Raw genomic sequence first — 23853 nt, 5'->3', positions numbered from 1 at the left:
GGGGATGCGGCGACCTAAGCTGTGCATATGACCGATTCCGCGCTCCGTTCCATCCCCTTCACCGACGCCCAGGGGCAGGAGAAGACTCTGGACGATCTGGGTGCCGATGTGGTGCTCGTGGTGAACGTGGCCTCCAAGTGCGGCCTCACCCCGCAGTACGAGCAGCTGGAGGAGCTGCAGCGCCGATTCGGCGACCGCGGCTTCACGGTGGTGGGGTTCCCCTGCAACCAGTTCTTCGGTCAGGAGCCCGGTTCGGTCGACGAGATCCTCGAGTTCTGCTCCACGACCTACGGCGTCTCCTTCCCGGTGAACGACAAGGTCAAGGTCAACGGCAAGAACGCCGCGGAGCTCTACAAGGCACTCAAGGAGACGCCGGACGCGGGTGGCAAGGCCGGCCGCGTCGAGTGGAACTTCGAGAAGTTCCTCGTGCTGCCGGACGGCGACGTGCTGCGCTTCCGTCCCAAGCAGAAGCCCGATGCGCCGGAGATCGTCGAGGCGATCGAGGCCGCTCTCCCCCGCTGAGTCCGGTCGTTCACCTCCACGTCACGTGGGCACCGCTCCCGCGGCGCCACGGAGACGGGCCGCGTTCACCTTCCGGCCTCCCCGTCGACATCTGATGTCCCTAGTCTCGCCGCGGCGATATCCGCCCGAAGACGAAGGAGACCACGCATGCCCGACCGACTGCCGATCAGCCGGCGAACCGTCCTCACCGCGGGAGCACTCGGTGCACTCGGCACCACCCTCCCCCTCGGCACCGCGCACGCCGCAGCGGCGACGGTTCCCGCCTCGCCCGGCACCGGACAGCGGCGGAACCTGCGGTTCCGCGCCGACGGCACCTTCAAGGTCGTGCAGTTCAACGACACGCAGGACGACGAGCTCACCGACCGCCGCACCGTCGAGCTGATGGAGAAGGTGCTCGACCAGGAGAAGCCGGACTTCGTGGTCATCAACGGCGACGTGATCACCGGCGGGTGCGAGACGCGGCTGGCCGTGAAGCAGGCGATCAACAACGTCGTCATGCCGATGGAGTCCCGCCGCATCCCATGGGCGGTGACCTATGGCAACCACGACGAGGACTCGCTGCCGCAGTCCGGTGTCGATGAAGCGGGGATGCTGAAGGTCTACCGCTCGTACGAGTACAACGTGAACGCCGAGAACACCCGCGGCGTGACGGGCACGAGCAACACGATCGTCACGATCGGCTCCGCTGCGAAGAAGAACCGGGAGGCGTTCGCGCTCTGGCTGATGGACTCGGGCCGGTACGCGCCGGATGCCATCGACGGCCAGGACTTCGCCGGCTACCCCGCGTGGGATTGGCTGCGCATGGACCAGGTGGCGTGGTACCGCGAGCAGTCACAGCGTCTGGAGCAGCGCCGCGGCCGCAAGGTCCCCGGGCTCATGTTCCTGCACATCGCGCTGTGGGAGCACCGCTTCATGTGGTGGGGTGGCGTCGACACCCGCACGGCGGCCGACGCCGCGCGCGGCAAGGCCCGTCACGGCATCGTCGGGGAGCGCAACGAGGACGAATGCCCCGGTCCGTTCAACTCGGGGATGTTCAACGCGATCCTCGAGCGCGGCGACGTGAAGGGCGTGTTCGTCGGACACGATCACATCAACGACTACGTCGGCGACTACTACGGCGTGATGCTCGGATACGCCCCGGGAACCGGCTTCGGCGCGTACGGCCTCTCCGGCGCCGAGCGCAACCGCATGCGTGGGGGCCGGGTCTTCGAGCTGAAGGAGACCGGCGAGGACGTCGCGATCACCACAAGGGTCGTCTACGCCAGGGACCTGGGCATCGACCTGACCGCGAACGATCAGCCGATGAAGCCGCTGCCCCTCGGCCCCCGCCAGCAGCGCATCTGAGGCCAGGCAGCGAAACGGCGGGGACCCCCGACCCGGGGTCCCCGCCGTCGCCTGCCGGAGCGGGTCAGGCCTCGACGGCAGCGCTCCGCTGCGCCCAGAGGTCGCGGATGACGTTCTCGAACGCCGCAGGCGGCTGCGCGCCGCTGATGCCGTACTGACCGTCGACCACGAAGAACGGCACGCCCTGGATCCCGTACGCGCGAGCCTGCGCCTGGTCCTGGCGGACATCGGCGAGGTACTGCTCGCTCTCGAGCGCGGCGCGGGCGCGATCGGCATCGAGGCCGACCTCGGCCGCGAGGGCCACGAGGTCGTCGATGCGCCCCACATGCTTGCCCTCGGTGAAGTACGCGGACATGAGCCGCTCCTCCATCTCGTGCTGGCGCCCCTCGGCCTTCGCGAAGTGCAGCAGCTCGTGCGCCTTCACGGTGTTCGTGTGCTGCAGCAGGTCGAACCGGTACTGCAGGCCCGCGTTCGCGGCGACGTTCGTGACGTTGGCCAGCATCTGCTCGACCTGCGTGCGCGGCATGCCCTTGTGACCGGAGAGGAAGTCGATCTCGTCGCCGTCGAAGTCGACGGGGGTGTCGGGCGAGAGCTCGAACGAGTGGAAGGTGACGGTGACCTGCGGAGCATCGTCATCGGCCGCGACGGCTTCGAGACCCTTCTCGAGGTTGCGCTTGCCGATGTAGCACCAGGGGCAGGCGATGTCGGACCAGATGTCGATGGAGATGGGTTCAGTCACACGATCATCAACCGCCCGCGCGTCCGACGTATTCCGTCAGTAGAATCCTCGGATGCTCTCCGCCGATGATCCGCTTCCCTTCCGGCCCGAGCGCGTGCTCGTCGCCGGTGTCACCGGCTCGGGGAAGACGACACTCTCCCGGCGACTCGCCGCGCTCTGGGAGCTGCGGCACGTGGAGATCGACGGCCTGTTCCACGGTCCGGAGTGGACCCCGCGGGCGGAGTTCCTCGACGACGTGCGCGCCTTCGCGGCGGACGAGCGCTGGGTGACCGAGTGGCAGTACACGAGCAAGGGCACCGACGAGATCCTGACTCCGAGGGCGCAGCTCGCGGTCTGGCTCGACTACCCGTACCGCGTGGTGCGGTCGCGTCTGCTCCGACGCACCCTCAGCCGCAGCATCCTCCGCACCCGGATGTGGAACGGGAACGTCGAAAAGCCGATCTGGCGGATGGTGGGGAGCACGCCGGAGGAGAGCATCCTGGCGTGGCAGACCGCGACGCTCCACAAATGGACCGAGCGCTTCCCCCTGGTGGAGGAGCGCTTCCCGCATCTCACGATCGTGCGGCTGACGCATCCGCGCGAGACGGAGCGCTGGCTGCGGGCTCAGGCCGACGTCGGGGTGTCCACCGCGCCGCCGAAGCGACGGTCGCGGGAGAGGTAGACCCCGATCGCACGCCAGAGCTCCTCGCGGGAGAAGTCCGGCCACAGCGTGTCGAGGAACACCATCTCGGCGTAGGCCGACTGCCACAGCAGGAAGTTCGAGGTGCGCTGCTCCCCCGAGCTGCGCAGGAACAGGTCCACGTCCGGCATGTCCGGCACGTACAGGTGCCGGCGGATCATCTTCTCGCTGATCGCGTTCGGCTTCACCCGCCCGGCCGCGACATCGGCCGCGATCGCCCGCATCGCGTCGACGAGCTCGATCCGTCCGCCGTAGTTGACGCACATGGTGAGGGTGAGCACGTCGTTGTCGCGGGTGAGCTGCTCGGCATACTGCAGCTCCTTGATGACGCTGCCCCACAGGCGCGGCTTGCGCCCGGCCCACCGGACCCGCACGCCCCACTCGTTGAGCTGATCGCGACGGCGGTGCAGCACATCGCGGTTGTAGCCCATGAGGAAGCGGACCTCCTCCGGCGAACGAGCCCAGTTCTCGGTGGAGAACGCATAGACGGAGAGGTGCTTCACGCCGGCCTGGATCGCGCCGGCGACGACGTCCAGCAGCACCTCCTCCCCTGCCTTGTGCCCCTCGATGCGGTTGAGCCCCCGGCGGTTCGCCCAGCGGCCGTTGCCATCCATGACGATGGCGACGTGCTCCGGGACGGCGGGGAACGCGGGCGGATACACGCCCGTCCAGTCGATCGGCCGGTAGGGCACCGCGTCCTTGTGCGTGTAGGGCTTCGGGCTCACCGTGCTCCTTCTCCGGGGGTGGACGAGACGTGCGCGAGCGAGCGGATGCCGCGCTCCAGGTGCCACTGGGCATACGCCGCGACGAGGCCGGATGCAGCCGCCGTGTCGGCGTGCGGGGCGGCGTCGATGAGGTCCCAGTCCCCGCGGATCAGCGCGCGCAGCAGCGTCAGGGTCTTCTCGGCGATCCGGGGGCTCCCGGCGGGCGCGTCGGCACGGCAGACCAGGCCGCCGAGCTGCGCGACGAAGACGGAGTGCGGCCCCGGGGCTCCACAGCGCGCGCAGTCCTCGAGGGACGGCGCCCACCCGGAGAGGGACATGACCCGCAGCAGGTACGAGTCGAGGATGCTGCGCGGGGCGTGCTCGCCGCGGGACAGCGCCCGCAGCCCGCCGACGAGCAGGAGGTACTGCTCCGGGGTGGCCTCGGCGTCGCTGAGCCGATCCGCCGTCTCGACCATGGCGTTCGCGGCGGTGAACCGGTCGTAATGGGCGGCGATGTCCGTGCCATAAGCCCCGAGCGACTCGGCCTGCTGCACGATGTCGAGCGAGCGGCCTTCGTAGAGCTGCACGTCCGCGACCATGAACGGCTCGAGGCGGGAGCCGAACTTCGACGAGGTGCGACGCACACCCTTCGCGACCGCGCGCACCTTTCCGTGCCGCCGGGACAGCATCGTGACGATGCGATCCGCCTCCCCCAGTTTGTGGGTGCGCAGGATCACCGCTTCGTCTCGGTAGGTGGGCACCCTTCGATTATCCTCCGTGCGCGACGATGGACGCGTGACCGAACCGCTCTTCACCATTCCGCTGTGGGCGGACCTCCTCGGCGTCGGCCTCGGCGGAGTGCAGGGCGCGATGTTCGCCGCCGGGTTCCAAGGGCAGCGTCGGCTCGACTGGCTGGGCGTCGCGATCATCGGGATCATGATCGGCATGGGTGGCGGTCTCATCCGCGACATCCTGCTCGGACAGACTCCCGCGACGCTGCAGAACCAGTGGTATCTGGTCACGGCCGCGGGTGCCGCGCTGCTCGGCATGCTGCTGGCCGGACTCTTCACGCGACTCAACACCGCGATCGTCGTGCTCGACGCCGTGGTGATCGGCATGTTCGGCGCCTTCGGAACGAGCAAGGCCCTCGCCTTCGGCATCCCCGAAGTACCCGCGGTCTTCATCGGCGTGTGCGCCGCGGTCGGCGGGAGCGTCCTCCGCGACATGCTCATGGGGCTGCCGACCGCCATCATGCACGTCGGCTCCCTGTACGCGGTGGCCGCCGCGGCCGGCTGCACGTTCATCGTCGTCGCGAACGCGGTCGGCATGCCGATCCCGCTCGCGGCGGTCATCGGCATCGTCGTGACGGCTGTGATCCGCATCCTCGCCGTGACGTTCGACGTCTCGCTTCCGGAGCAGCGCCGTCTGTACCGCCGCAAGGTCGCCGCGGAGACCGGCGCCATCGCGATCGTGAAGCCCCAGGACTGACTTCGAGTCGCGCGATTGGCTCCATCCCGCAGCCGGATACGACCAATCGCGCGATTCGAAGGAGGGTCAGGTGCCGGCGAGCCCTTCGATCACGCGCGCGAGACCGAAGTCCCAGGCTGCTCGAGCGTCGTAGGGGGCGCCCATCGACTCCCCGGCAGCCTGACCCACTGACCGGGCGAGCGGCATCCCGTCACCGAGATAGGCCGCCAGACGCGGTGCGGCCTCTGCCCACGAGGCCGCGAACGAATCCGCGCTCTCCTCCTCCCGCATGCGTGCTGCCGCGGAGAGAGTGAAGTCGAGCACGAAGCTCAGCGCCGCATCACGATCCACGGCGGTGAAGCCGCGGCCGTCGAAGGCGTGGAGTTCCCGGTCGTACTTGGCGATGGTTCCAGGGCCGAGCGCGACCCGCGGGTCGTGGATGTCGATGAGCCAGGGGTGAGCCCGGAGGAGGCGCAGGTTGTCCTCGGCGACCGCCCGGACCTCCGCGCGCCACCCGGACGCCTGCGCAGGCTCGGTGGGCATCCTGGCGTGCATCGCATCCGCCATCAGGACGAGCAGGTCGGCGCGGCTGTTGACGTGCGTGTAGATCGACATCGGAGTCAGCTCGAGACACTGCGCGAGAGACCGGATCGTCACCGCGCCGAGGCCCTCTGCGTCAGCCAGCGCCACGGCACGATCCACGACGTCATCCGTCGAGTGGCGCGCCTTCGGACCGCGCTGCCGAGTCACGGGAGCCGCGGGGCTGTGCCGCCAGAGCAGATCGACGAGATTCCTGGTCATCGGGAATAGCCTAGACCGCTCCGGACTTAAGCCTGTACGCTGTACAGGCTTTTGGAATGGAGCATCGTGAACATCACTCAGACCGCCCTCTCGCTCAACGTCCCCGACGTGGCGGCCTCCGCCGCCTTCGCCATGACGCATTTCGGCTTCGAGGAGGCGATGTCCGCGGAGGGCTTCGTCTCGTTGCAGCACCCGGGACCCGTCCCGAACGTCATCTTCCTCGAGACCGGGCTCACGACGTTCCGTCCGGAGGAGATCGCCGGATCCGCCGGTCAAGGCACCCTGATCGTCTTCGTCGTCGACGAGATCGTCCGGGAGTTCGCCCGCATCGCCGCCGCGGGTGCGCGGGTGGTCACCGCTCCCGAGACCGAGCCATGGGGCGAACGCTACTGCCAGTTCGCCGATCCCAACGGCCTCATCTGGCAGCTGGTGCAGTGGGTGGACTGACCCCCTACTTCGAATCGCGCGATTGGTCCCATCCGGCGGCCGGATACGACCAATCGCGCGATTCGAAGGAAGATCAGACGGCAGCCAGCTCCTGCTGACGGCTGCGGATCGAGCGGTTCACGCCGGACACGATCGCCTTGAGCGACGCGGTCGAGATGTCGCCGTCGATGCCGACTCCCCACAGGCGCTGGTCGCCGACCTGCAGCTCGACGTAGGCCGCGGCCTGCGCGTCGCCGCCGGCGCTGAGAGCGTGCTCGACGTAGTCGTAGACCGTGATGTCGAAGCCCTGGCCCCGGAGCACCTCGACGAACGCCGCTACCGGACCGTTGCCGTTGCCAGACACCGAGACCTCCTGGTCGTCGTCCCGCAGCACGACATCGAGCACCACGTCACCGGACATGTCGCTCCTGGTCTGCGTGGCGAGCAGCTCGAACCGCCCCCACTTGGCCTCGGTGTCGGCGGCGGGCAGGTATTCGTCCGTGAAGATCGACCAGATCTGCTCGCTGGTGACCTCTCCGCCCTCGGCATCCGTCTTGGCCTGCACGACCCCGGAGAACTCGATCTGGAGCTTGCGCGGCAGGTCGATCGCGTGATCGGACTTGAGCAGGTACGCGACCCCGCCCTTGCCCGACTGGGAGTTCACGCGGATGACGGCCTCGTACGAGCGGCCGAGGTCCTTCGGGTCGACGGGCAGGTACGGCACGGCCCACTCGATCTCGTCGACCGTCACGCCCTGCGCCTCGGCCTTGGCGGCCATGGCCTCGAAGCCCTTCTTGATGGCGTCCTGGTGCGAACCGCTGAACGCGGTGAAGACGAGGTCGCCGGCCCACGGGCTGCGCTCCGGCACCGGCAGCTGGTTGCAGTACTCGACCGTCCGCTTGACCTGATCGATATCGCTGAAGTCGATCTGCGGGTCGATGCCCTGAGTGAACATGTTGATGCCCAGCGCGACGAGGTCGACGTTGCCGGTGCGCTCGCCGTTGCCGAACAGGCAGCCCTCGATACGGTCGGCGCCGGCCATGTAGCCCAGCTCTGCCGCAGCGATCGCGGTGCCGCGGTCGTTGTGCGGGTGCAGCGACAGGATGACGTTCTCGCGGTGGGCGAGGTGACGGCTCATCCACTCGATCGAGTCGGCGTAGATGTTCGGCGTCGCCATCTCCACCGTCGCGGGGAGGTTGATGATCACCTTGCGGTCCGGCGTGGGCTCGAAGATCTCGATGACCTGGTTGCAGACGTCGACCGCGAACTCCAGCTCGGTGCCGGTGTAGCTCTCCGGGGAGTACTCGTAGTACACCTGCGTGTCGGGGATGGTCTTCTCGAACCGGCGGCACAGCCGAGCGCCCTCGAGCGCGATGTCGATGATGCCCTGCTTGTCTGTGCGGAAGACCACCTCGCGCTGCAACACGCTCGTGGAGTTGTAGAGGTGCACGATGGCCTGCTTGGCTCCCGCGATCGCCTCGTAGGTGCGAGCGATCAGGTGCTCGCGCGCTTGCGTCAGGACCTGGATCGTGACGTCGTCCGGGATGACGTTCTCCTCGATGAGCTGGCGCACGAAGTCGAAGTCGGTCTGGCTCGCCGACGGGAAGCCGACCTCGATCTCCTTGTAGCCCATGCTCACGAGCAGCTCGAACATGACGCGCTTGCGCTCGGGCGACATCGGATCGATGAGGGCCTGGTTGCCGTCGCGGAGGTCGACCGCGCACCAGCGGGGGGCCTCGGTGATGCGGGCGTCGGGCCACGTGCGATCAGGCAAGTGGACGGTGATCTGCTCGTGGAACGGCCGGTACTTGTGGATTGGCATCGCGGACGGGCGCTGAGTGTTCTGCATGATGGGGCTTCTTCTCTTCGTCAAGATGAACGGGCCAACACAAGCGCCGCGACGAGGAAGGCCCTAGCTTTAGGACTCGTCGCGGCAGCTAAGAAGAAGCAGACCGCCGAAAGGCATGTGGTCATGCTAGCAGGGAAGCCGCAGGTGTTTCGACGCCCCGAGACGATGCGAGTGCGCGCGACACTGGTCGGTATGAGCACCTTCCGCGACCGTCCCCTCCTCGCCGTCGGCGTCGTGTCGGCGCTGTTGCTGCTGGCCGGCTGCACCGCGAGCCCAGGAGCATCGTCGCCGCCGACCAGCACGACGGTCCCGGACTCCCGCCTGGAAGAGGCGGAGCCCGCGCCGCCGGAGGGGACCGTGGTCGCCACGGGAACGGTCCTCGACGAATCCGGGGAGGTCCGGCTGTGTCTCGGTGCGATCCGCGAGTCGTATCCGCCGCAGTGCGACGGAGTCGCGCTCGACGAGTGGAGCTGGGACGGTGTGGACGGCAGCGAGGCGTCCGGGGAGACGCGCTGGGGGGCGTACGCGGTCACCGGCACCTGGGACGGCGAGCGATTCACGGTGACCGCACCGCCCGCCCTCCTCGCGCTCTACGATCCGATGGCTCCGGAGGATCCGACCGACGGCGCGGACGGCGCGAGCACGGCGGATGAGCTCGACCGCGTGCAGAACGACATCGCCGGACGCCTCGGCGCGGACGCGCTCGCCGTGTCGACGGACCGCGGCTACGTGTGGCTCCAGGTCGTCTGGGATGACGGGACGCTGCAGGACGCGGTCGACGCCGAGTACGGCGAGGACGTGGTCATCGTCACGTCCGCGCTCCGCGAGATCGACTAGGCGTCGGTGACCAGCGCGAGCTTGCCGCCCGGGTGCCCTGTGGCGAGGAGCCGGTGCGCGGCCGGCGCCTCGGCGAGCGGGAACGTGCGCGCGAGCGGAACCACCAGGTCGCCGTTCTGCGCCAGGGCGACAAGTTCGCTGCGCACCTCGTCGCGGAATCGTGCACTGTCCGGCATCGACCCCGCGATCGCGAGGAACCCGTCGGCCGATGCCCGCGCGAAGTTCGCGATCGTGACGATGCGGCGGCGATCGGACACCAGGGCGAGGGACACGTCGATCGCCTCGTCGGTGCCCACCGCATCCAGAGCCGCGGCGATCGGTCCGTCGGCCAGCGCTCGTACCCGATCAGCGAGGCCCCGCCCGTAGGCCACCGGGACCCCGCCGAAACGCCGCACCTCGTCGAAGGGTTCGGGGCTGGCGGTGCCGATGACCCGGACGTCCCGGAGCCGCGCTTGCTGCAGCACGCTGACACCGACCGCGCCCGACGCCCCGTGCAGCAAAACCGTCTCCCCCGGCGACGCCCCGGTGACGGCGAGCATCTCCGCGGCCGTCGTGCCGACGAGCAGAAGGTTGGCCGCTTCCGGGTGGGTGAGCGTGGACGGCTTCGCGAACACCTTCGCCGCGGGCACCGTGACCTCGGTCGCGTAACCACCCCGCACGCGGAACGCCACGACCTCATCGCCGACCTCGGCCTCACCGGAGCCGATGCGGGTCGCAGGGCCGATCGCCGCGAGCTCACCCGAGACCTCGTATCCGACGGGCACGGGGAACTCGAGCCCCGGTCGGGGGGCCGCGACATGCTTCGCGTCGGCCGGATTCACACCGGCGGCCCGGATGCGGATCGTGACCTCGCCCTTTCCCGGCGCCGCGGGCTCATACTCCCCGAACTCCCACGACTCGGGAGACCCCGCCGCCGTCGCCACCCAGTGCGTCGCCATGGTCAGCCGTCCTGCCGTCAGAGGAAGCAGCGGATGTTGGTCGCGGAGCCGGAGACGTTGCTCCACGCATTGGCGGAGACCGTCGCCAGGACCGTGCTCCCGTTCCGGACCTGCATGTAACCGGAGGTGCGGGCGTTCGCCGCCGACTTCGTTGCGAAGGACGACGGGATCGCGATGGTCGTGCAGCTTCCCCAGCTCAGCATGGCGCCGACGCGATTGAGCTCCCGGTACGCGCAGATGCGACCGGTCGCACAGTTCCCGACCGCACGCGCCATCGTGCGGACGGTCCCGGTGTTCGAGGTGTACGCCATGTCGAGCTTCGGCCAGACGGCGCTGCCGGCGTCGATCACCACGCCACCGGGCACCTCGTCGAGGATGCGCACCATCAACGGGTCGAGCGTCGGCTCCTCAGCGGTGGCCGCGGCGACGGGACCGCCTGCTCCGGTCAGCACCAGCGCCAGTCCGACCACGACGGCGATGCGCAGCCGTGTCATCGCAGCATCTCCTCGTCGATGTCCCACATCCGGTAGTCGACGATCGCCCCTGCGGGGAACACCCCGTCGTCCTTGAGCACCGTCCGTTCGAGACCCACGATGCGGCCGGTGTCGAGCGATACGAGCACGTCGTCACGGACGACGCCGTCCGCGGAGATGACACGGATCCCGGCGACCGGGCGGCCGAGGCGATCGTTCGTCGTCCCCAGAGCCTCCGCGCCCCCGGACTCCTCGATCAGGGTCAGCAACTCGGCGTGCTGCGCGTTCGTCAGCGTCCACTGCCCGAAGACGGAGGTGATCGCCGTGACCGCCTCGAACGCGGTCGGCTGCTCGGGCATGTCGAAGGCGACCAGCAGCGCCCGCACGTCCGCGGCGGAATCGCCCGGGACGTCGACGACAGGAGTGACGAACTCGCCCGGAGCGAGGACGACGCGGGATGCCACCTCGCCCGTGCTCTTCACCTCGGCCTGTCCGTTCGCCACCGCATCCGTCGGCGCATACGGCTCACCGTTGATGGCGACGGCCTCTCCCGAGAGGTCTTCCTCCCAGGTGAAGGTCGCGAACTGCGGAACGACCTCGGCCCGTTCGGTGTCGACCTCGACGTTGTACGACCAGAACGCCGTGCGCGTCGAGCGCTCGGGTTCCGCCGGTGGACTGAAGACCTCGAGGTCCGCCTCCGCCGCGGCCACCGTATCGCTCAGCGAGCCGGCCGCCTCGAACACGAGCGGAGACGGCGCTCCCGCGACGGCGGCTCCTTGCGGGAGGAGGACGCCGAAAGCCACCGCGGCGGACGCCGCGACGGCCGTGAGGCCCGCTGCCCAGCCGATCGTCCTGGCACGCCGTCGTCGCGGCGCACGAGCAGATCGGATGATGCGATCACGCGCGGCGATGGCGCGCGCGTCCGGAGGGGCGTCCCGCGGGGTGCGCGCGGGATCGGCCTCGACGAGCACGCGCTCGAGCAGAGCATTGTCACTCATCACGCATTCCCCGTCCCCTCCAGTCCCAGCGTCTCTCGCAGCCGATCCTCGGCACGAGCCAACGTCTTCCGTACCCGGGACTCAGAAGTGCGCAGCAGCTCCGCGATCTCCCCCACCGCGAGTCCATCCCAGTACGTGAGCATGATGATACGCCGTTGCAGCGGAGTGAGGACACCCAAAGCCCTGAGCACTTCGCTGCGTCCGAATCCGCCGAGGGTCTCGGGGTCGCCGGAGAGCCCTGAGTGCACGGCGTCGATCGCCCCGTGGGCGGTGGATGAGCGCCGGGACCGCGCGCGCAACCGACGGTCGGTCTCACGGAGCAGCCAGACCCTCCCCGGGGGCCGCGTCGGTCGGAGTCGCGACCACGCCGCGAGGAAGACCTCCGACACGATCTCGCTCACCTCGTCGTCGTCGGGGACGACGCCCTCGATATGGTGGCGCACCGTCGCCCAGTGCTCGTCGAACACTCGTGTGAAGATCTGGTCCCGCAGCGAGCTCGGGTCTCCGCCGCGGCCGATCATGTCGGTGGGGTCGGCGGTCTGCCCGCCGCCTCCGACGTCCTGCGGGCCTGCATGTCAGAACCCGAGCCGGCCGAGCTGCTTGGGATCGCGCTGCCACTCCTTCGCGACCTTGACGTGGAGCCCGAGGAACACGCGGGTCCCGAGCAGCTCCTCGATCCCCGCGCGGGAGCGGGCACCCACGTCGCGGAGGCGCTTGCCCTTGTGGCCGATGATGATGGCCTTCTGGCTGTCCCGCTCGACCACGATGGAGGCGTGCACGTCGGTGAGGTCGCTGTCCTCGCGCGGGGCGATGTCGTCGACCACGACGGCGATCGAATGCGGGAGCTCATCGCGCACGCCGTCGAGGGTGGCCTCGCGGATGATCTCGGCGATGCGATCCTCCGTCGACTCGTCCGTGGTGACCCCCTCGGGGTAGAGCGCGGGCCCCTCGGGCATGAGCTGCAGGATCTCGTCCGCCAGCACCTCGAGCTGATCGCGCGTCAGCGCCGACAGCGGGATCACGGCGGCCCAGTCCTCGCGGAGGGAGTCCACCTCCATCAGCCGCTCGGTGATCTCATCGCGCCCGGCCGCGTCGGTCTTCGTGACGATGGCGATCTTCTGCGCGCGCGGGTAGCCGTCCAGCGAAGCGGCGATGCGGCGATCGCCGGGACCGACCTTCTCGGTCGCGGGCACGCAGAAGCCGATCACGTCGACGTCGCCCAGCACCTGCTCGACGAGGTCGTTCAGCCGCTCGCCCAGGAGCGTGCGCGGCTTGTGGATGCCGGGGGTGTCGACGATGACGAGCTGTCCGTCCGGGCGGTTGAGGATGCCGCGGATCGCTCGACGCGTGGTCTGCGGCTTCTCGCTCGTGATGGCGATCTTCTCGCCGACGAGGGCGTTGGTGAGCGTCGACTTGCCCACGTTCGGCCGTCCGACGAAGGTCACGAAGCCGCTCCGGGTGTCTTCAGTCATCGCGCCGTTCTCCTTCATCCTGCACATCTTCGGGCTCTGCTGCCCGCTCCACGAACACCGTCGCGATCCCTCGGCCCCGCCCGCGGGAAGCCCCGCCGGTGAGCACGAGGCCGTGGACGGTGGCCGTCGCACCGGGCTGCGGCACCTGGCCGAGCGTCTTGCCGAGCAGACCGCCGATGGAGTCGACGTCCTCGTCCTCGAGCTCCAGGCCGAACAGATCGCCCACGTCCTCCAGCGAGAGCCGGGAGCTCACGCGATAGCGGCCGTCGCCCAGGTCGACGAACTCGGCGGATACCTGATCGTACTCGTCCGAGATCTCCCCCACGAGCTCCTCGATGAGGTCCTCCAGCGTCACCAGGCCGGAGATGCCGCCGTGCTCGTCGATCACGAGACACACGTGCACCGCGTCGCGCTTCATCTGCTGCAGCAGCGTCTCCGCACGCATCGACTCGGGAACGAACGTGGCAGGCCGAGCGATCGGACGGATCGAGGCGGCGCGCCAGGCGCTGTCGTCGCGGTAGGCGAACTGCACGAGGTCCTTGAGGTAGAGCACCCCGACGACATCGTCGGCCTCATCGTCGACGACCGGCATCCGGGACACGCCGCGGTGCAGGAAGAGCGACATGGCCTCGTCGGTCGTCGCCTCCGCGCCCACGGTGACCATCTCGGTCCGCGGCACCATCACCGCGCGGACGAACTGGTCGGTGAAGTCGAACACCGAGTGGATGAGGTCGCGGTCGTCCTCCTCGATGAGGTCGTTCGAGGCGGCCTCGTCGACCATGCTCAGCAGCTGGTCCTCGCTCGAGAACGAGCTGCGTCCGGTCCCCGGGGTGACGCGGTTGCCCAAGACGACGAGGCCCTGGGCGATCGGCCCGAGAATGATGCGCAATCCCCGGACGACGTTCGCACTCCCCCGGATCATGCTCTCGGCGTGCTGATGCCCGAAGGTCCGCGGACTCGCCCCGACGAGGACGAAGGTGATGCCGGTCATCAGGATGGCGGCGGCGAGCATCGCCCACCAGATGTTCTCGAAGACGATCGTGAACGCCACGGTGACGAGCACGGCAGCCGTCACCTCCGCGAGGACGCGGATGAAGGCGACCGCGTTGACGTGCGCGTCGAGGTCGCCGGCGATCCGCTCCAGCGCCTTCGCGCGGCGGCCCTCGGTCGCCATGTCGGCCAGGCCGGCACGGGAGGTCACGCCGTATGCCGCGTCGATCGCGGCCATGAGGCCGCCGAACGCCACCAGCAGCACGGCGGCGACGAGCAGCAGCAGCTCCGTCATCGCCGGCGACGCTCGGACGCGGCGAAGCCCTGGATGAGCTGCTTCTGCAGACCGAACATCTCCCGCTCCTCATCCGGCTCCGCGTGATCGAAGCCGAGAAGGTGCAGCAGTCCGTGCGTGGTGAGCAGGATGAGCTCGTCCATCAGCGTGTGGCCGGCGGCCTGCGCCTGCGTCTCCGCGACCTGCGGGCAGAGGACGATGTCGCCGAGCAGCCCGGGGGGCGTCGGCCGGTCCTCGGTACCGGGGCGGAGCTCGTCCATCGGGAAGCTGAGGACGTCGGTCGGGCCCGGTTCGTCCATCCACTGCACGTGCAGCGCTTCCATCGCCCCCTCGTCGACGAGCACGATGGCGACCTCGGCGTCCGCGCTGACGTGGAGCTGCGCGAGGTTGAAGTCGGTCAGCCGCTGCAGCACGGTCTCGTCGACATCGATCGCCGACTCGTTGTTGATCTCGATCATGAGAGCCCTCGTTTCGGCATGCGATCGCGCGGTCCTGGTCGCTGGGCACCGCGTCGCTCGGCACGGTTGGCGAACTCGTGCGCCTGTTCGCGCTCGGTGCGCTGCGCCACGCGCCGCTCGTCGTACTCGCTGTACGCGTCGACGATGCGACCGACCAGCGAGTGCCGCACCACGTCGTCGCTGGTCAGGCGGGAGAAGTGGATGTCGTCGATGCCGTCGAGCACGCGGGTGACCAGGCGGAGACCGGAGGCTCCCTGCGGGAGGTCGACCTGGGTGATGTCGCCGGTGACGACCATCTTCGTCCCGAACCCGAGACGGGTGAGGAACATCTTCATCTGCTCGGGCGTGGTGTTCTGCGCCTCGTCCAGCACGACGAAGGAGTCGTTGAGCGTGCGCCCCCGCATGTACGCCAGCGGCGCGACCTCGATGGTCCCGGTCGCCATCAGGCGCGGCACGATCTCCGGGTCCATCATCTCGTTGAGCGCGTCGTAGAGCGGCCGCAGGTACGGATCGATCTTGTCGGTGAGTGTGCCGGGGAGGAACCCGAGGCGCTCCCCCGCTTCGACCGCCGGACGCGTGAGGATGATGCGCGTGACCTCCTTGCGCTGCAGCGCCTGGACGGCCTTCGCCATCGCCAGGTAGGTCTTGCCCGTTCCCGCCGGACCGATGCCGAACACGATCGTGTTCTCCTCGATCGCGTCGACGTACTCCTTCTGGCCGAGCGTCTTCGGCCGGATGACCTTGCCGCGCGTGGACAGGATCGCCTCGCCCAGCACCTCGCTGGGACGCGGGCCACCCTCCTGGCGGAGCATGCGCGCAGAGCTGGACACGTCGCTCGGGGCGAGGTCGTGCCCGGCCTTGGTCATCGCGAGCAGCTCGTCGACGAGGTTCTTGGCCTTGGCGACGGCCTCGCGCTCACCCGTGAGCGTGATCTCGTTGCCGCGGACGAGCACCTGCACGTCGCGGTGCTCCCGCTCCAGCATCCGCAGCAGCCGGTCCTGGGGACCGAGCAGCTGCACCATCGCGACACCGTCGGCGTAGAGCCTTTCGGTGACGGTTTCCTGATCGTCAGAAGCCAACGAGCTTGTTCTCCTCGAGGTTGCCGAGCACATGGGCGTGCACGTGGAAGACGGACTGCGCGACACTCGCGCCGTTGTTGAAGATGAGGCGGTACTCGCCGTTGGCATGCTCCTCGGCGATGCGCTTGGCGGCGGCGACCATCTCCGCCAGCAGCTCGGGGTCCCCGGCTGCGAGTGCGGTCACGTCGCGGTACTCCTCGGTCTTCGGGATGACGAGTACATGGAGCGGCGCCTGCGGATCGATGTCGCGGATCGCGAAGACGCGACCGGTGTCGAGCAGGATCTCCCCCGGGATGTCCCCGGTGAGGATGCGCGTGAAGATCGAGGGTTCGCTCATGCTCTCAGCTTACTGGGGGGACGCGGGCCGCGGCCGGTCACCAGCGGCCGAGGGCCACCGAGAGCACGGCGATGGCGGCAGGTCCCGCAGTGGAGGTGCGCAACACGGTGTCGCCGAGCAGGACGCGCTCAGCGCCGGCCGCCGCGAGCTTCTCGAGCTCCTCCGGAGCGATCCCGCCCTCCGGACCCACCACGAGCACGAGGTCACGGTCGTCGGGAACGAGTGTGGAGAGCCGGGCGGGAGCGGTCGGGTCGAGCAGCAGCACCCGCTGCGTCGCCGCGCGCGCCGCGAGCTGTGCGGTCGACTCGGGGGCGGCCACCTCGGGCACCCAGGTCCGGTGCGCCTGCTTGGCCGCCTCGCGGACGATCGTCGCCCAGCGCTCGCGTCCCTTCACCGCCTTCGGACCCTCCCAGCGCGACACACTCCGGCTCGCCTGCCACGGCACGATCTCGTCGACGCCCAGTTCACATGCCGCCTGCACCGCGAGCTCGTCGCGGTCGCCCTTCGCCAGCGCCTGCACGAGCACGAGACGCGGAGTCGCCGGCTCGTGCTCGACGCGCTCGGCGATCCGCACATCGACGCGCGACGGTGACACCTCCTCGGCGACGCCGGTCAGCCAGACCCCTCGACCGTCACCGATGGTGACCGTCTCGCCGACGCGCAGCCGCCGGACGACGGCCGCATGCTTGGCCTCGGCGCCCGTCAGCGACACGAGACCGCCCACCGCGGCGTCGCCTGCGGACTCGACGAGGAAGTGCAGCGCCACGATCAGTGGGTACGGAACCGGTCGCGCAGCTTGGAGAACAGGCCCTGCTGGAACTGCGCGAGCTGCGGGCCCGGCGCCTTGTTCTTCTTCGCGAAGTCCTCGATCAGCTTGCGCTGCGCGGAATCGAGCTTGGTGGGGGTGACCACCTGCACACCGACGCGGAGATCGCCACGCTGCGTGCCGCGCAGCGGCGTGATGCCCCGCCCCTTGATGGTCAGCACGTCGCCGGACTGCACGCCGGGACGGATCTCCAGGTCGACCTCCCCGTCGAGCCCCTCGATCGAGGTCTCGGTGCCAAGGATGGCGTCGGTCATGGACACCTCGAGCGTGGCGAGCAGGTCGTCGCCGTCCCGGCTGAACGCGGGGTGCGGGTTGACCGTCACCTCGACGTACAGGTCGCCGTTCGGGCCACCGGCGCGTCCGACCTCGCCGGAACCCGGGAGCTGCAGCCGCAGGCCGGTCTCGACGCCCGCCGGGATGTCGAGGGACACCGTGCGGCGCGACCGGACGCGTCCCTGACCGCCGCAGGTGCCACAGGGGTACGGGATGGTCGTGCCGTAGCCCTCGCAGGTGCCGCAGGGCTGAGAGGTGACGACGTTGCCGAGCAGGCTGCGCACCTGACGCTGCACGTGGCCGGTGCCACCGCAGATGTCGCAGGTGACGGGTGACGTGCCCTCCTGGCAGCACGAGCCCTGACAGGTCTCGCAGAGCACAGCCGTGTCCACCTCGATGTCGCGGTGCGCACCGAAGACCACGTCTCCCAGGTCGAGTGTGACCCGGACGAGGGCATCCTGCCCGCGCTCCCGTCGTGACCGGGGACGAGCGCCGCGCCCGCCGCCCTGGGACGCGCCGAAGAACGTCTCGAAGATGTCGCCGAAGCCGCCGAAGCCGCCGAAGTTGTTCGCGCCGTCACCGCCGCCCATATCGTAGCGGCGGCGCGACTCCTCGTCGCTGAGCACGTCGTAGGCGTGCGTGACCAGCTTGAACTTCTCTGCGGCCTCCTCGCCCGGGTTCACGTCCGGGTGGAGCTGCCGTGCCAGGCGCCGATACGCCTTCTTGATCTCGTCGGTGGAAGCGTCCCGGGACACCCCGAGAACCTCGTAGTGGTCCGCCACAATCGCCTTTCTGCGCGTGTTTTCCGTGGGGCCGCCTCAGCGGCCGGCCTCGTCGTCGTCGAGCATCCGCGACAGGTAGCGGGCGACCGCCCGTGCCGCTGCGAGGTTGCTCGGATAGTCCATCCGGGTCGGTCCCATGACACCGACCCGCGCGGTCCCCGAGGGTGCCGCGTAGTTGCTGGCCACGATCGACGCCTCGCCGAGCCCGAAGGAGGCGTTCTCGGTGCCGATGCTCGCCGCGAGGCCGTGCTCGTCCGGCACCATCTCGCTCATCAGCCGCAGCAGCGTGACCTGCTCCTCGATGGCCTCGAGCAGGGGGTGGATGCTGCCGCGGAAGTCCTGTTCCCGTCGCGCCAGGGTCGCCGCGCCCGCCATCACGAGCCGCTCCTGCCGGAAGCCGCCGAGCTCGTCGATCACGACTCCGGCGACGGCGCGGAGAACGCGGTCCTGGGGGGTCTCCTCCGTGGCGAGGAGTGCCTGCAGGCGGTCGGAAGCCGCCGCGATCGCCTGCCCGGTGATGAGGGCGGACAGTCGAGCGCGCAGCACCGCGAGGTCCGCTTCGTCGATCGTGTCCGGCAGCGCGGTGATCCGCTGTGATACCCCGCCGGCATCCGTGACCAGGACCGTGAGGAGCCGGTTGGGAGCGAGCGTCACGAGTTCGACGTGCGTCACGTGGGCCCGCGCGAACGACGGGTACTGGGCCAGCGCGACCTGTCCGGTGAGTTGCGTGAGCACGCGGACCGTACGAACCATCAGATCGTCGAGGTCGGCCGGATCGGCGAGGAACGACTCGATGGCCGAGCGCTGCGCGGGGGAGAGCGGTCGGAGCTGGGCGAGGTGATTCACGAACACCCGGTAGCCCTTGTCCGTGGGGACGCGCCCGGACGACGTGTGCGGAGCCGTGATCAGCTCTTCGTCCTCCAGCTGCGCCATGTCGTTGCGGATCGTCGCGGCCGAGACGCCGAAGGAATGGCGGTCGACGATGGAACGGCTGCCCACGGGCTCGTGCGTCTCGACGTAGTCCTGCACGATCGCGCGGAGAACCTGCAGCCCTCGCTCTGTGACCATGGGTTCCCCTTCCCGCCGACCGGATGCTGGCACTCTGCCGCCCTGAGTGCCAATCCTACCTCCTGCGATCGGGAGTTCTCCGAAGGTAGGACGGCCCGGGCGGCGTCGCTCAGTCCGTCAGCTCACGCACCACCGCGTCGGCGAGGAGGCGACCGCGCAGCGTGAGCTGCACGCGACCGCGGATCGCCGCCGGCGCATCGATCAGGCCGTCGGCGATGAGCCCGGCGACGCGGTCCCTGTTCCGCTCCGGGACGTCCGTCACCGCGATCCCTTCGCGGATGCGGCTGAGGAGGAGGATGCGCTCGAGCGTCTGCGCCTCCTGGTCGGGACGTTCGCGACCTGCCGCCGGCGAGGATGAGGCGGCCAGCCGCTGTGCGTAGGCCGCCGGGTGCTTGACGTTCCACCACCGGAGCCCGGCCACGTGGCTGTGCGCCCCGGGGCCGAAGCCCCACCAGTCGCTCCCCCGCCAGTATGCGAGGTTGTGCCGCGACCGCTGCCCTTCGCTGCGGGCCCAGTTGCTGACCTCGTACCACTCGAACCCGGCCGCGGCGAGGCGCTCGTCCGCCATCTCGTACATGTCCGCCTGCAGGTCGTCGTCCGGCGTCGGCACCTCGCCACGACGGATCTGCCGCGCGAGCTTCGTGCCGTCTTCGATGATGAGCGCGTACGCGGAGATGTGGTCGGACTCCAGGGCGAGCGCGGCGTCGAGGGATGCTTCCCAATCCGCGAGCGATTCCCCCGGCGCGCCGTAGATGAGGTCGACGCTGACGGCGAGGCCCGCGTCCTTCGCGGCGGCGACCGCGGTGCGCACGTTCTCGGGCCGATGCGTCCGATCGAGGGCGGCGAGCACGTGCGGGACGGCCGACTGCATGCCGACGGAGAGTCTCGTGACCCCCGCCTCTGCGAGGATGCGCGCGACCTCCGGCGTCACCGTGTCGGGATTGGCCTCGACCGTCACCTCGGCACCCGGAGCGAGCCCGAACGCGGCGGTGGCCGCTCCCAGCATCCGCGCCAGATCGCCTGCCGGCAGCAGCGTGGGTGTGCCGCCACCGAAGAACACCGTGTCCATCGGCCGCAGCGCTCCGGCGTCCTCCAGCACGGTGCGGGCGAGGGCGATCTCGCCGATGAGGGTGGACGCGTAGTCCTCCTGCTTCGCCCCGCGGAGCTCGCTGGACGTGTAGGTGTTGAAGTCGCAGTAGCCGCAGCGCACCCGGCAGAACGGGATGTGGAGGTAGGCGGAGAACGGCGTCTCCGCGGAGATCGGGAGGTCGGCAGGGAGTCGCCCGTCCGGCGGCGCGGGATCCCCGAGCGGAAGCGGTCCCGCCATCACACCGGGGTCGCGTAGAGCGGGGAGATCGCGCGGAGGTAGCGCGCGAAGAGCTCGCGACGGCGGCGCTTCATGAGGGCGGGGACGAGGCGATAGAGCAGCGTGTTCGGGGCGTCGAAGGCGCGGACGGTGAACCACACCTCGTCGTTGTCCTCACGCCAGTCCACATCGAACGACTCCTCGCCGCGGACCACGGATCCGCCCACCGTGCCCAGCACGAAGCCGATCCGGCGGGTCTCCTCGGTGACGGAGATCACGCGCAGCTCCGAATCGGCGCGCATGCCACCGACACGGCCGCGCAGGTGGAGCGTCATTCCCGCGCCCACGAAGGGCATCCCCTCCGCGTCGTACCGCGGCTCCACGTCGCGCTTGCTCGGCGCGATCGGGTTCCCTTCGGCGTCGAAGCTCACGCCCGCGTACGCCGGACCGGGAGCAGGACGGACATCTTCCACGGAGAGCCCGGCGGCGCGCTGCGCCGTCCACGACAGCAGGGCCTCACCGGCCGTCTGGAAACGCTCCTCACCGCTGCCGATGCGCCAGGATTCCTCCGCCGGGATGCTGCGCTCCGGCGGGTACTGCATCAGATCCGGGGCGTGGGTCGCACCCACGGCCGCATAGTCCACCGTGTCGTCTCGGAAAGTCCCGCGCCGCATGAGTTCCAGCCTACTTCGGGTTCCCTGAGCGAACACCCCCCGCGCCGCACGCCATCACATCCCCCGGATGATGCTGGGTCCCTGAGCCTGTCGAAGGGCCCACAACACTCGGCCGAAGACGTCCTCCACAATGCTGGGTCCCTGAGCTTGTCGAAGGGATCTCCGCACGCCCCGGCCAAGCCGCACGCACCTCCGCCATGATGGCCCGATGCCATGGACCTACATCCTCGAATGCGCAGACGGCAGTTTCCACACGGGCAGCACGAACGGCGACCTCGAAGCCCGCGTCTGGGAGCACAACCACGACGACGCCTTCTCCGCCAACTTCACTCGTAACCGGAGACCCGCGGCGCTGGTGTACGCGGAGCACTTCGACACCGTCGACGCTGCCTTCTTCCGGGAGAAGCAGATCCAGGGGTGGAGCCGTCGGAAGAAGATGGCGCTGATCGAGGGCGGGTGGGAGGACCTTCCGTCGTTGTCGACCTCGTACAGTGCGCTTCGACAAGCTCAGCGACCCAGCGCGGGCAGCCCCTGAGGACGGCACGCTTCGACAAGCTCAGCGACCCAGCGTGGACCGCCCCTGAGAACCGCGCGCTTCGACAGGCTCAGCGACCCAGCGGGGGCAGCCCGGAAGAACCGAGGCTATTTCTTGTCCTTGGTCTCGACGTCGCCGGAGAGAGCGGCGATGAACGCCTCCTGGGGGACCTCGACGCGGCCCACCATCTTCATACGCTTCTTCCCCTCCTTCTGCTTCTCGAGGAGTTTGCGCTTACGGGTGATGTCACCGCCGTAGCACTTCGCGAGCACGTCCTTGCGGATCGCGCGGATCGTCTCGCGAGCGATGATGCGGGCACCGATCGCGGCCTGGATCGGCACCTCGAACTGCTGGCGAGGGATGAGCTTGCGCAGCCGCTCCGCCATCATCGTGCCGTAGGCGTACGCCTTGTCACGGTGCACGATCGAGCTGAACGCGTCGACCTTCTCGCCCTGGAGCAGGATGTCGACCTTGACGAGGTCGGCCTCCTGCTGCCCCGAGGGCTCGTAATCCAGGGAGGCGTAGCCCTGCGTCTTGGACTTGAGCTGGTCGAAGAAGTCGAACACGATCTCGCCGAGCGGCATGTTGTAGCGCAGCTCGACGCGCTCCTCGGAGAAGTACTCCATGCCGAGCAACGTGCCACGACGCGACTGGCACAGCTCCATGACGGTGCCGACGTAGTCCTTGGGCAACAGGATGGCTGCCTTGACCATGGGCTCCGACACCGAGCCGATGCGCCCGTCGGGGTACTCGCTCGGGTTCGTGACGGTGACGGTCTCGCCGGTGTCGCTCGTGAGCACCTCGTAGATCACGCTCGGCGCGGTGGTGATGAGGTCGAGGCCGAACTCCCGCGCGAGGCGCTCGGTCACGATCTCCAGGTGCAGCAGGCCGAGGAAGCCGCAGCGGAATCCGAACCCGAGAGCCACAGAGGTCTCCGGCTCGTACTGCAGCGAGGCATCGGAGAGCTTCAGCTTGTCGAGCGCCTCGCGCAGTTCCGCGTAGTCGCTGCCGTCGATCGGGTAGATACCCGAGAAGACCATCGGCTTGGGGTCCGTGTAGCCGGGAAGAGCTTCCGCCGCGGGTTTGCGGGCGTTCGTGATCGTGTCGCCGACCTTCGACTGACGCACGTCCTTCACGCCGGTGATGAGGTAGCCCACCTCGCCGACGCCGAGACCCTTGGTGGGAGTGGGCTCCGGGCTCGACACGCCGACCTCGAGAGCCTCGTGGTTCGCGCCCGTGGACATCATCTGGATGCGCTCGCGGGGCGAGAGGCTGCCGTCGACCATCCGCACGTAGGTGACGACACCGCGGTAGGCGTCGTACACGGAATCGAAGATCATGGCGCGCGCCGGTGCGTCCGCGTCCCCGACCGGAGCCGGGATCTCCTCAACGATCCGGTCGAGCAGATCCTCGACCCCCATGCCGGTCTTCCCCGAGACCCGCAGCACGTCCTCGGGCTTGCCGCCGATGAGCGAGGCGAGCTCCTTCGCGTACTTCTCGGGATCGGCGGCCGGGAGGTCGATCTTGTTGAGGACGGGGATGATGTGGAGGTCGTTCTCCAGCGCGAGGTAGAGGTTGGCCAGCGTCTGGGCCTCGATGCCCTGCGCGGCGTCGACGAGGAGGATGGCGCCCTCGCATGCCGCCAGCGACCGGGACACCTCATACGTGAAGTCCACGTGACCCGGTGTGTCGATCATGTTGAGCGCGAAGACCTCGTCGACCCCCTGCGCCTGGGCGAGCGCCCAGGGCATCCGCACCGCCTGGCTCTTGATCGTGATGCCGCGCTCACGCTCGATGTCCATGCGGTCGAGGTACTGGGCACGCATGTCCCGCTCCGCGACCACGCCGGTGATCTGGAGCATGCGGTCGGCCAGGGTCGACTTGCCGTGGTCGATGTGGGCGATGATGCAGAAATTGCGGATCTGCGCAGCCGGCGTCGCGGCAGGCTGAAGAGGGGTGAGAGCGCGTGGGGACATGTCCC

General features: G+C 69.2%; 27 protein-coding genes. 7 read left to right on the top strand and 20 right to left on the bottom strand.

The genetic code is table 11. The features are described 5' to 3' along the window. The first annotated feature begins 27 nt into the window (after positions 1-27). A complete protein-coding gene (locus ACIGJI_RS00200; RefSeq protein WP_187661649.1) occupies positions 28-522 on the top strand; it encodes a glutathione peroxidase in 495 nt (164 codons plus the stop codon). Between the two features lie 147 nt (positions 523-669). Next, positions 670-1866, top strand: coding sequence for a metallophosphoesterase family protein (locus tag ACIGJI_RS00195; protein WP_363447492.1), 1197 nt, complete (start codon positions 670-672; stop codon positions 1864-1866). A 64-nt stretch (positions 1867-1930) separates the two neighbouring features. Here the strand turns inward: ACIGJI_RS00195 and ACIGJI_RS00190 are convergent, their stop codons facing one another. Further along, positions 1931-2605, bottom strand: coding sequence for a DsbA family protein (locus ACIGJI_RS00190; RefSeq protein WP_259952229.1), 675 nt, complete (start codon positions 2603-2605; stop codon positions 1931-1933). A gap of 52 nt (positions 2606-2657) precedes the next feature. Here ACIGJI_RS00190 and ACIGJI_RS00185 point away from each other — a divergent pair, with 52 nt between their 5' ends. Beyond that, entirely contained in the window at positions 2658-3266 is a 609-nt protein-coding gene (locus ACIGJI_RS00185; RefSeq protein WP_363447494.1) for an AAA family ATPase, read from the top strand. Here the strand turns inward: ACIGJI_RS00185 and ACIGJI_RS00180 are convergent. Continuing rightward, positions 3209-4009, bottom strand: coding sequence for an isoprenyl transferase (locus ACIGJI_RS00180; protein WP_259952224.1), 801 nt, complete (start codon positions 4007-4009; stop codon positions 3209-3211). The genes ACIGJI_RS00185 and ACIGJI_RS00180 overlap by 58 nt on opposite strands. Next, complete coding sequence (gene recO, locus ACIGJI_RS00175) at positions 4006-4749, bottom strand: DNA repair protein RecO (RefSeq protein ID WP_187661653.1); 744 nt, start codon at positions 4747-4749, stop codon at positions 4006-4008. The genes ACIGJI_RS00180 and recO overlap by 4 nt, the downstream gene beginning before the upstream one ends. 34 nt (positions 4750-4783) lie before the next feature. On the opposite strand from recO, the gene ACIGJI_RS00170 reads away from it, so the two are divergent. Further along, positions 4784-5476 carry a trimeric intracellular cation channel family protein gene (locus ACIGJI_RS00170; protein ID WP_101845374.1) on the top strand — a complete coding sequence of 231 codons (693 nt, stop codon included), beginning with the start codon at positions 4784-4786 and terminating at the stop codon, positions 5474-5476. A gap of 66 nt (positions 5477-5542) precedes the next feature. Here the strand turns inward: ACIGJI_RS00170 and ACIGJI_RS00165 are convergent, their stop codons facing one another. Then, entirely contained in the window at positions 5543-6256 is a 714-nt protein-coding gene (locus ACIGJI_RS00165; protein WP_363447496.1) for a TetR/AcrR family transcriptional regulator C-terminal domain-containing protein, read from the bottom strand. A gap of 66 nt (positions 6257-6322) precedes the next feature. Here ACIGJI_RS00165 and ACIGJI_RS00160 point away from each other — a divergent pair, with 66 nt between their 5' ends. Further along, positions 6323-6703, top strand: a complete 381-nt coding sequence (locus ACIGJI_RS00160) for a VOC family protein (protein WP_366243595.1) — start codon at positions 6323-6325, stop codon at positions 6701-6703. A gap of 73 nt (positions 6704-6776) precedes the next feature. Here ACIGJI_RS00160 and leuA read toward each other — a convergent pair whose 3' ends face one another. Continuing rightward, positions 6777-8531 carry a 2-isopropylmalate synthase gene (leuA, locus tag ACIGJI_RS00155; protein ID WP_187661657.1) on the bottom strand — a complete coding sequence of 585 codons (1755 nt, stop codon included), beginning with the start codon at positions 8529-8531 and terminating at the stop codon, positions 6777-6779. A gap of 192 nt (positions 8532-8723) precedes the next feature. On the opposite strand from leuA, the gene ACIGJI_RS00150 reads away from it, so the two are divergent. After that, on the top strand, positions 8724-9368 hold the full coding sequence (locus ACIGJI_RS00150; protein ID WP_366243593.1) for a hypothetical protein: 645 nt from the start codon (positions 8724-8726) through the stop codon (positions 9366-9368). Here the strand turns inward: ACIGJI_RS00150 and ACIGJI_RS00145 are convergent. From ACIGJI_RS00145 to ACIGJI_RS00080, 14 genes are all read right to left on the bottom strand, one after another. After that, the gene (locus tag ACIGJI_RS00145; RefSeq protein ID WP_363447501.1) at positions 9365-10306 is read right to left on the bottom strand and encodes an NADP-dependent oxidoreductase; all 942 of its coding nucleotides are present in this window, start codon (positions 10304-10306) and stop codon (positions 9365-9367) included. The two genes, ACIGJI_RS00150 and ACIGJI_RS00145, sit on opposite strands and share 4 nt — an antisense overlap. 17 nt (positions 10307-10323) lie before the next feature. Then, a complete protein-coding gene (locus ACIGJI_RS00140) occupies positions 10324-10800 on the bottom strand; it encodes a hypothetical protein (RefSeq protein ID WP_363447503.1) in 477 nt (158 codons plus the stop codon). Further along, a complete protein-coding gene (locus tag ACIGJI_RS00135) occupies positions 10797-11777 on the bottom strand; it encodes a hypothetical protein (RefSeq protein ID WP_268776202.1) in 981 nt (326 codons plus the stop codon). Before ACIGJI_RS00135 ends, ACIGJI_RS00140 begins: the two co-directional genes overlap by 4 nt. Next, a complete protein-coding gene (locus tag ACIGJI_RS00130; RefSeq protein WP_363447506.1) occupies positions 11777-12298 on the bottom strand; it encodes a sigma-70 family RNA polymerase sigma factor in 522 nt (173 codons plus the stop codon). The genes ACIGJI_RS00135 and ACIGJI_RS00130 overlap by 1 nt, the downstream gene beginning before the upstream one ends. 54 nt (positions 12299-12352) lie before the next feature. Then, complete coding sequence (era, locus tag ACIGJI_RS00125) at positions 12353-13249, bottom strand: GTPase Era (protein WP_363447508.1); 897 nt, start codon at positions 13247-13249, stop codon at positions 12353-12355. Then, on the bottom strand, positions 13242-14534 hold the full coding sequence (locus ACIGJI_RS00120; RefSeq protein ID WP_259952213.1) for a hemolysin family protein: 1293 nt from the start codon (positions 14532-14534) through the stop codon (positions 13242-13244). The genes era and ACIGJI_RS00120 overlap by 8 nt, the downstream gene beginning before the upstream one ends. Then, complete coding sequence (ybeY, locus tag ACIGJI_RS00115; RefSeq protein ID WP_025103688.1) at positions 14531-14992, bottom strand: rRNA maturation RNase YbeY; 462 nt, start codon at positions 14990-14992, stop codon at positions 14531-14533. The genes ACIGJI_RS00120 and ybeY overlap by 4 nt, the downstream gene beginning before the upstream one ends. Then, positions 14989-16014, bottom strand: a complete 1026-nt coding sequence (locus ACIGJI_RS00110) for a PhoH family protein (RefSeq protein WP_232089241.1) — start codon at positions 16012-16014, stop codon at positions 14989-14991. Before ACIGJI_RS00110 ends, ybeY begins: the two co-directional genes overlap by 4 nt. A gap of 46 nt (positions 16015-16060) precedes the next feature. Then, on the bottom strand, positions 16061-16408 hold the full coding sequence (locus ACIGJI_RS00105; RefSeq protein ID WP_101845350.1) for an HIT domain-containing protein: 348 nt from the start codon (positions 16406-16408) through the stop codon (positions 16061-16063). 37 nt (positions 16409-16445) lie between these two features. After that, complete coding sequence (locus tag ACIGJI_RS00100; protein WP_363447510.1) at positions 16446-17174, bottom strand: 16S rRNA (uracil(1498)-N(3))-methyltransferase; 729 nt, start codon at positions 17172-17174, stop codon at positions 16446-16448. A 2-nt stretch (positions 17175-17176) separates the two neighbouring features. Beyond that, positions 17177-18289 carry a molecular chaperone DnaJ gene (gene dnaJ / locus ACIGJI_RS00095; protein WP_363447512.1) on the bottom strand — a complete coding sequence of 371 codons (1113 nt, stop codon included), beginning with the start codon at positions 18287-18289 and terminating at the stop codon, positions 17177-17179. A gap of 36 nt (positions 18290-18325) precedes the next feature. Then, positions 18326-19357 carry a heat-inducible transcriptional repressor HrcA gene (hrcA, locus tag ACIGJI_RS00090; RefSeq protein ID WP_363447514.1) on the bottom strand — a complete coding sequence of 344 codons (1032 nt, stop codon included), beginning with the start codon at positions 19355-19357 and terminating at the stop codon, positions 18326-18328. A 109-nt stretch (positions 19358-19466) separates the two neighbouring features. After that, complete coding sequence (hemW, locus tag ACIGJI_RS00085) at positions 19467-20684, bottom strand: radical SAM family heme chaperone HemW (RefSeq protein ID WP_187661668.1); 1218 nt, start codon at positions 20682-20684, stop codon at positions 19467-19469. After that, entirely contained in the window at positions 20684-21337 is a 654-nt protein-coding gene (locus ACIGJI_RS00080) for a DUF1990 family protein (RefSeq protein WP_187661669.1), read from the bottom strand. Before ACIGJI_RS00080 ends, hemW begins: the two co-directional genes overlap by 1 nt. A gap of 208 nt (positions 21338-21545) precedes the next feature. On the opposite strand from ACIGJI_RS00080, the gene ACIGJI_RS00075 reads away from it, so the two are divergent. Beyond that, positions 21546-21872: a GIY-YIG nuclease family protein gene (locus ACIGJI_RS00075; RefSeq protein WP_363447518.1), complete on the top strand. Its 327-nt coding sequence runs from the start codon at positions 21546-21548 to the stop codon at positions 21870-21872. Positions 21873-21979: 107 nt separating this feature from the next. On the opposite strand, the gene lepA is transcribed toward ACIGJI_RS00075, so the two are convergent. Further along, positions 21980-23848: a translation elongation factor 4 gene (lepA, locus tag ACIGJI_RS00070; protein ID WP_363447520.1), complete on the bottom strand. Its 1869-nt coding sequence runs from the start codon at positions 23846-23848 to the stop codon at positions 21980-21982. Between the last annotated feature and the right edge of the window lie 5 nt (positions 23849-23853).

The organism is Microbacterium sp. NPDC064978, from assembly GCF_044543605.1.
Lineage (GTDB): Bacteria > Actinomycetota > Actinomycetes > Actinomycetales > Microbacteriaceae > Microbacterium > Microbacterium meiriae.
Note: the sequence above shows the minus strand (reverse complement) of the source record. Positions and strands in the feature narration are given on the sequence as shown.

What these genes read in the sequence shown, in the direction of transcription:
- hemW (WP_187661668.1), bottom strand. Translation starts at nt 20,684, where the DNA reads ATGGCGGGACCGCTTCCGCTCGGGGATCCCGCGCCGCCGGACGGGCGA.
- ACIGJI_RS00185 (WP_363447494.1), top strand. Translation starts at nt 2,658, where the DNA reads ATGCTCTCCGCCGATGATCCGCTTCCCTTCCGGCCCGAGCGCGTGCTC.
- ACIGJI_RS00110 (WP_232089241.1), bottom strand. Translation starts at nt 16,014, where the DNA reads ATGGTGCAGCTGCTCGGTCCCCAGGACCGGCTGCTGCGGATGCTGGAG.
- ybeY (WP_025103688.1), bottom strand. Translation starts at nt 14,992, where the DNA reads ATGATCGAGATCAACAACGAGTCGGCGATCGATGTCGACGAGACCGTG.
- ACIGJI_RS00135 (WP_268776202.1), bottom strand. Translation starts at nt 11,777, where the DNA reads ATGAGTGACAATGCTCTGCTCGAGCGCGTGCTCGTCGAGGCCGATCCC.
- ACIGJI_RS00105 (WP_101845350.1), bottom strand. Translation starts at nt 16,408, where the DNA reads ATGAGCGAACCCTCGATCTTCACGCGCATCCTCACCGGGGACATCCCG.
- ACIGJI_RS00140 (WP_363447503.1), bottom strand. Translation starts at nt 10,800, where the DNA reads ATGACACGGCTGCGCATCGCCGTCGTGGTCGGACTGGCGCTGGTGCTG.
- ACIGJI_RS00120 (WP_259952213.1), bottom strand. Translation starts at nt 14,534, where the DNA reads ATGACGGAGCTGCTGCTGCTCGTCGCCGCCGTGCTGCTGGTGGCGTTC.
- ACIGJI_RS00195 (WP_363447492.1), top strand. Translation starts at nt 670, where the DNA reads ATGCCCGACCGACTGCCGATCAGCCGGCGAACCGTCCTCACCGCGGGA.
- hrcA (WP_363447514.1), bottom strand. Translation starts at nt 19,357, where the DNA reads ATGGTCACAGAGCGAGGGCTGCAGGTTCTCCGCGCGATCGTGCAGGAC.
- era (WP_363447508.1), bottom strand. Translation starts at nt 13,249, where the DNA reads ATGACTGAAGACACCCGGAGCGGCTTCGTGACCTTCGTCGGACGGCCG.
- lepA (WP_363447520.1), bottom strand. Translation starts at nt 23,848, where the DNA reads ATGTCCCCACGCGCTCTCACCCCTCTTCAGCCTGCCGCGACGCCGGCT.
- ACIGJI_RS00080 (WP_187661669.1), bottom strand. Translation starts at nt 21,337, where the DNA reads ATGCGGCGCGGGACTTTCCGAGACGACACGGTGGACTATGCGGCCGTG.
- ACIGJI_RS00150 (WP_366243593.1), top strand. Translation starts at nt 8,724, where the DNA reads ATGAGCACCTTCCGCGACCGTCCCCTCCTCGCCGTCGGCGTCGTGTCG.
- ACIGJI_RS00130 (WP_363447506.1), bottom strand. Translation starts at nt 12,298, where the DNA reads ATGATCGGCCGCGGCGGAGACCCGAGCTCGCTGCGGGACCAGATCTTC.
- ACIGJI_RS00075 (WP_363447518.1), top strand. Translation starts at nt 21,546, where the DNA reads ATGCCATGGACCTACATCCTCGAATGCGCAGACGGCAGTTTCCACACG.
- ACIGJI_RS00145 (WP_363447501.1), bottom strand. Translation starts at nt 10,306, where the DNA reads ATGGCGACGCACTGGGTGGCGACGGCGGCGGGGTCTCCCGAGTCGTGG.
- leuA (WP_187661657.1), bottom strand. Translation starts at nt 8,531, where the DNA reads ATGCAGAACACTCAGCGCCCGTCCGCGATGCCAATCCACAAGTACCGG.
- ACIGJI_RS00200 (WP_187661649.1), top strand. Translation starts at nt 28, where the DNA reads ATGACCGATTCCGCGCTCCGTTCCATCCCCTTCACCGACGCCCAGGGG.
- ACIGJI_RS00165 (WP_363447496.1), bottom strand. Translation starts at nt 6,256, where the DNA reads ATGACCAGGAATCTCGTCGATCTGCTCTGGCGGCACAGCCCCGCGGCT.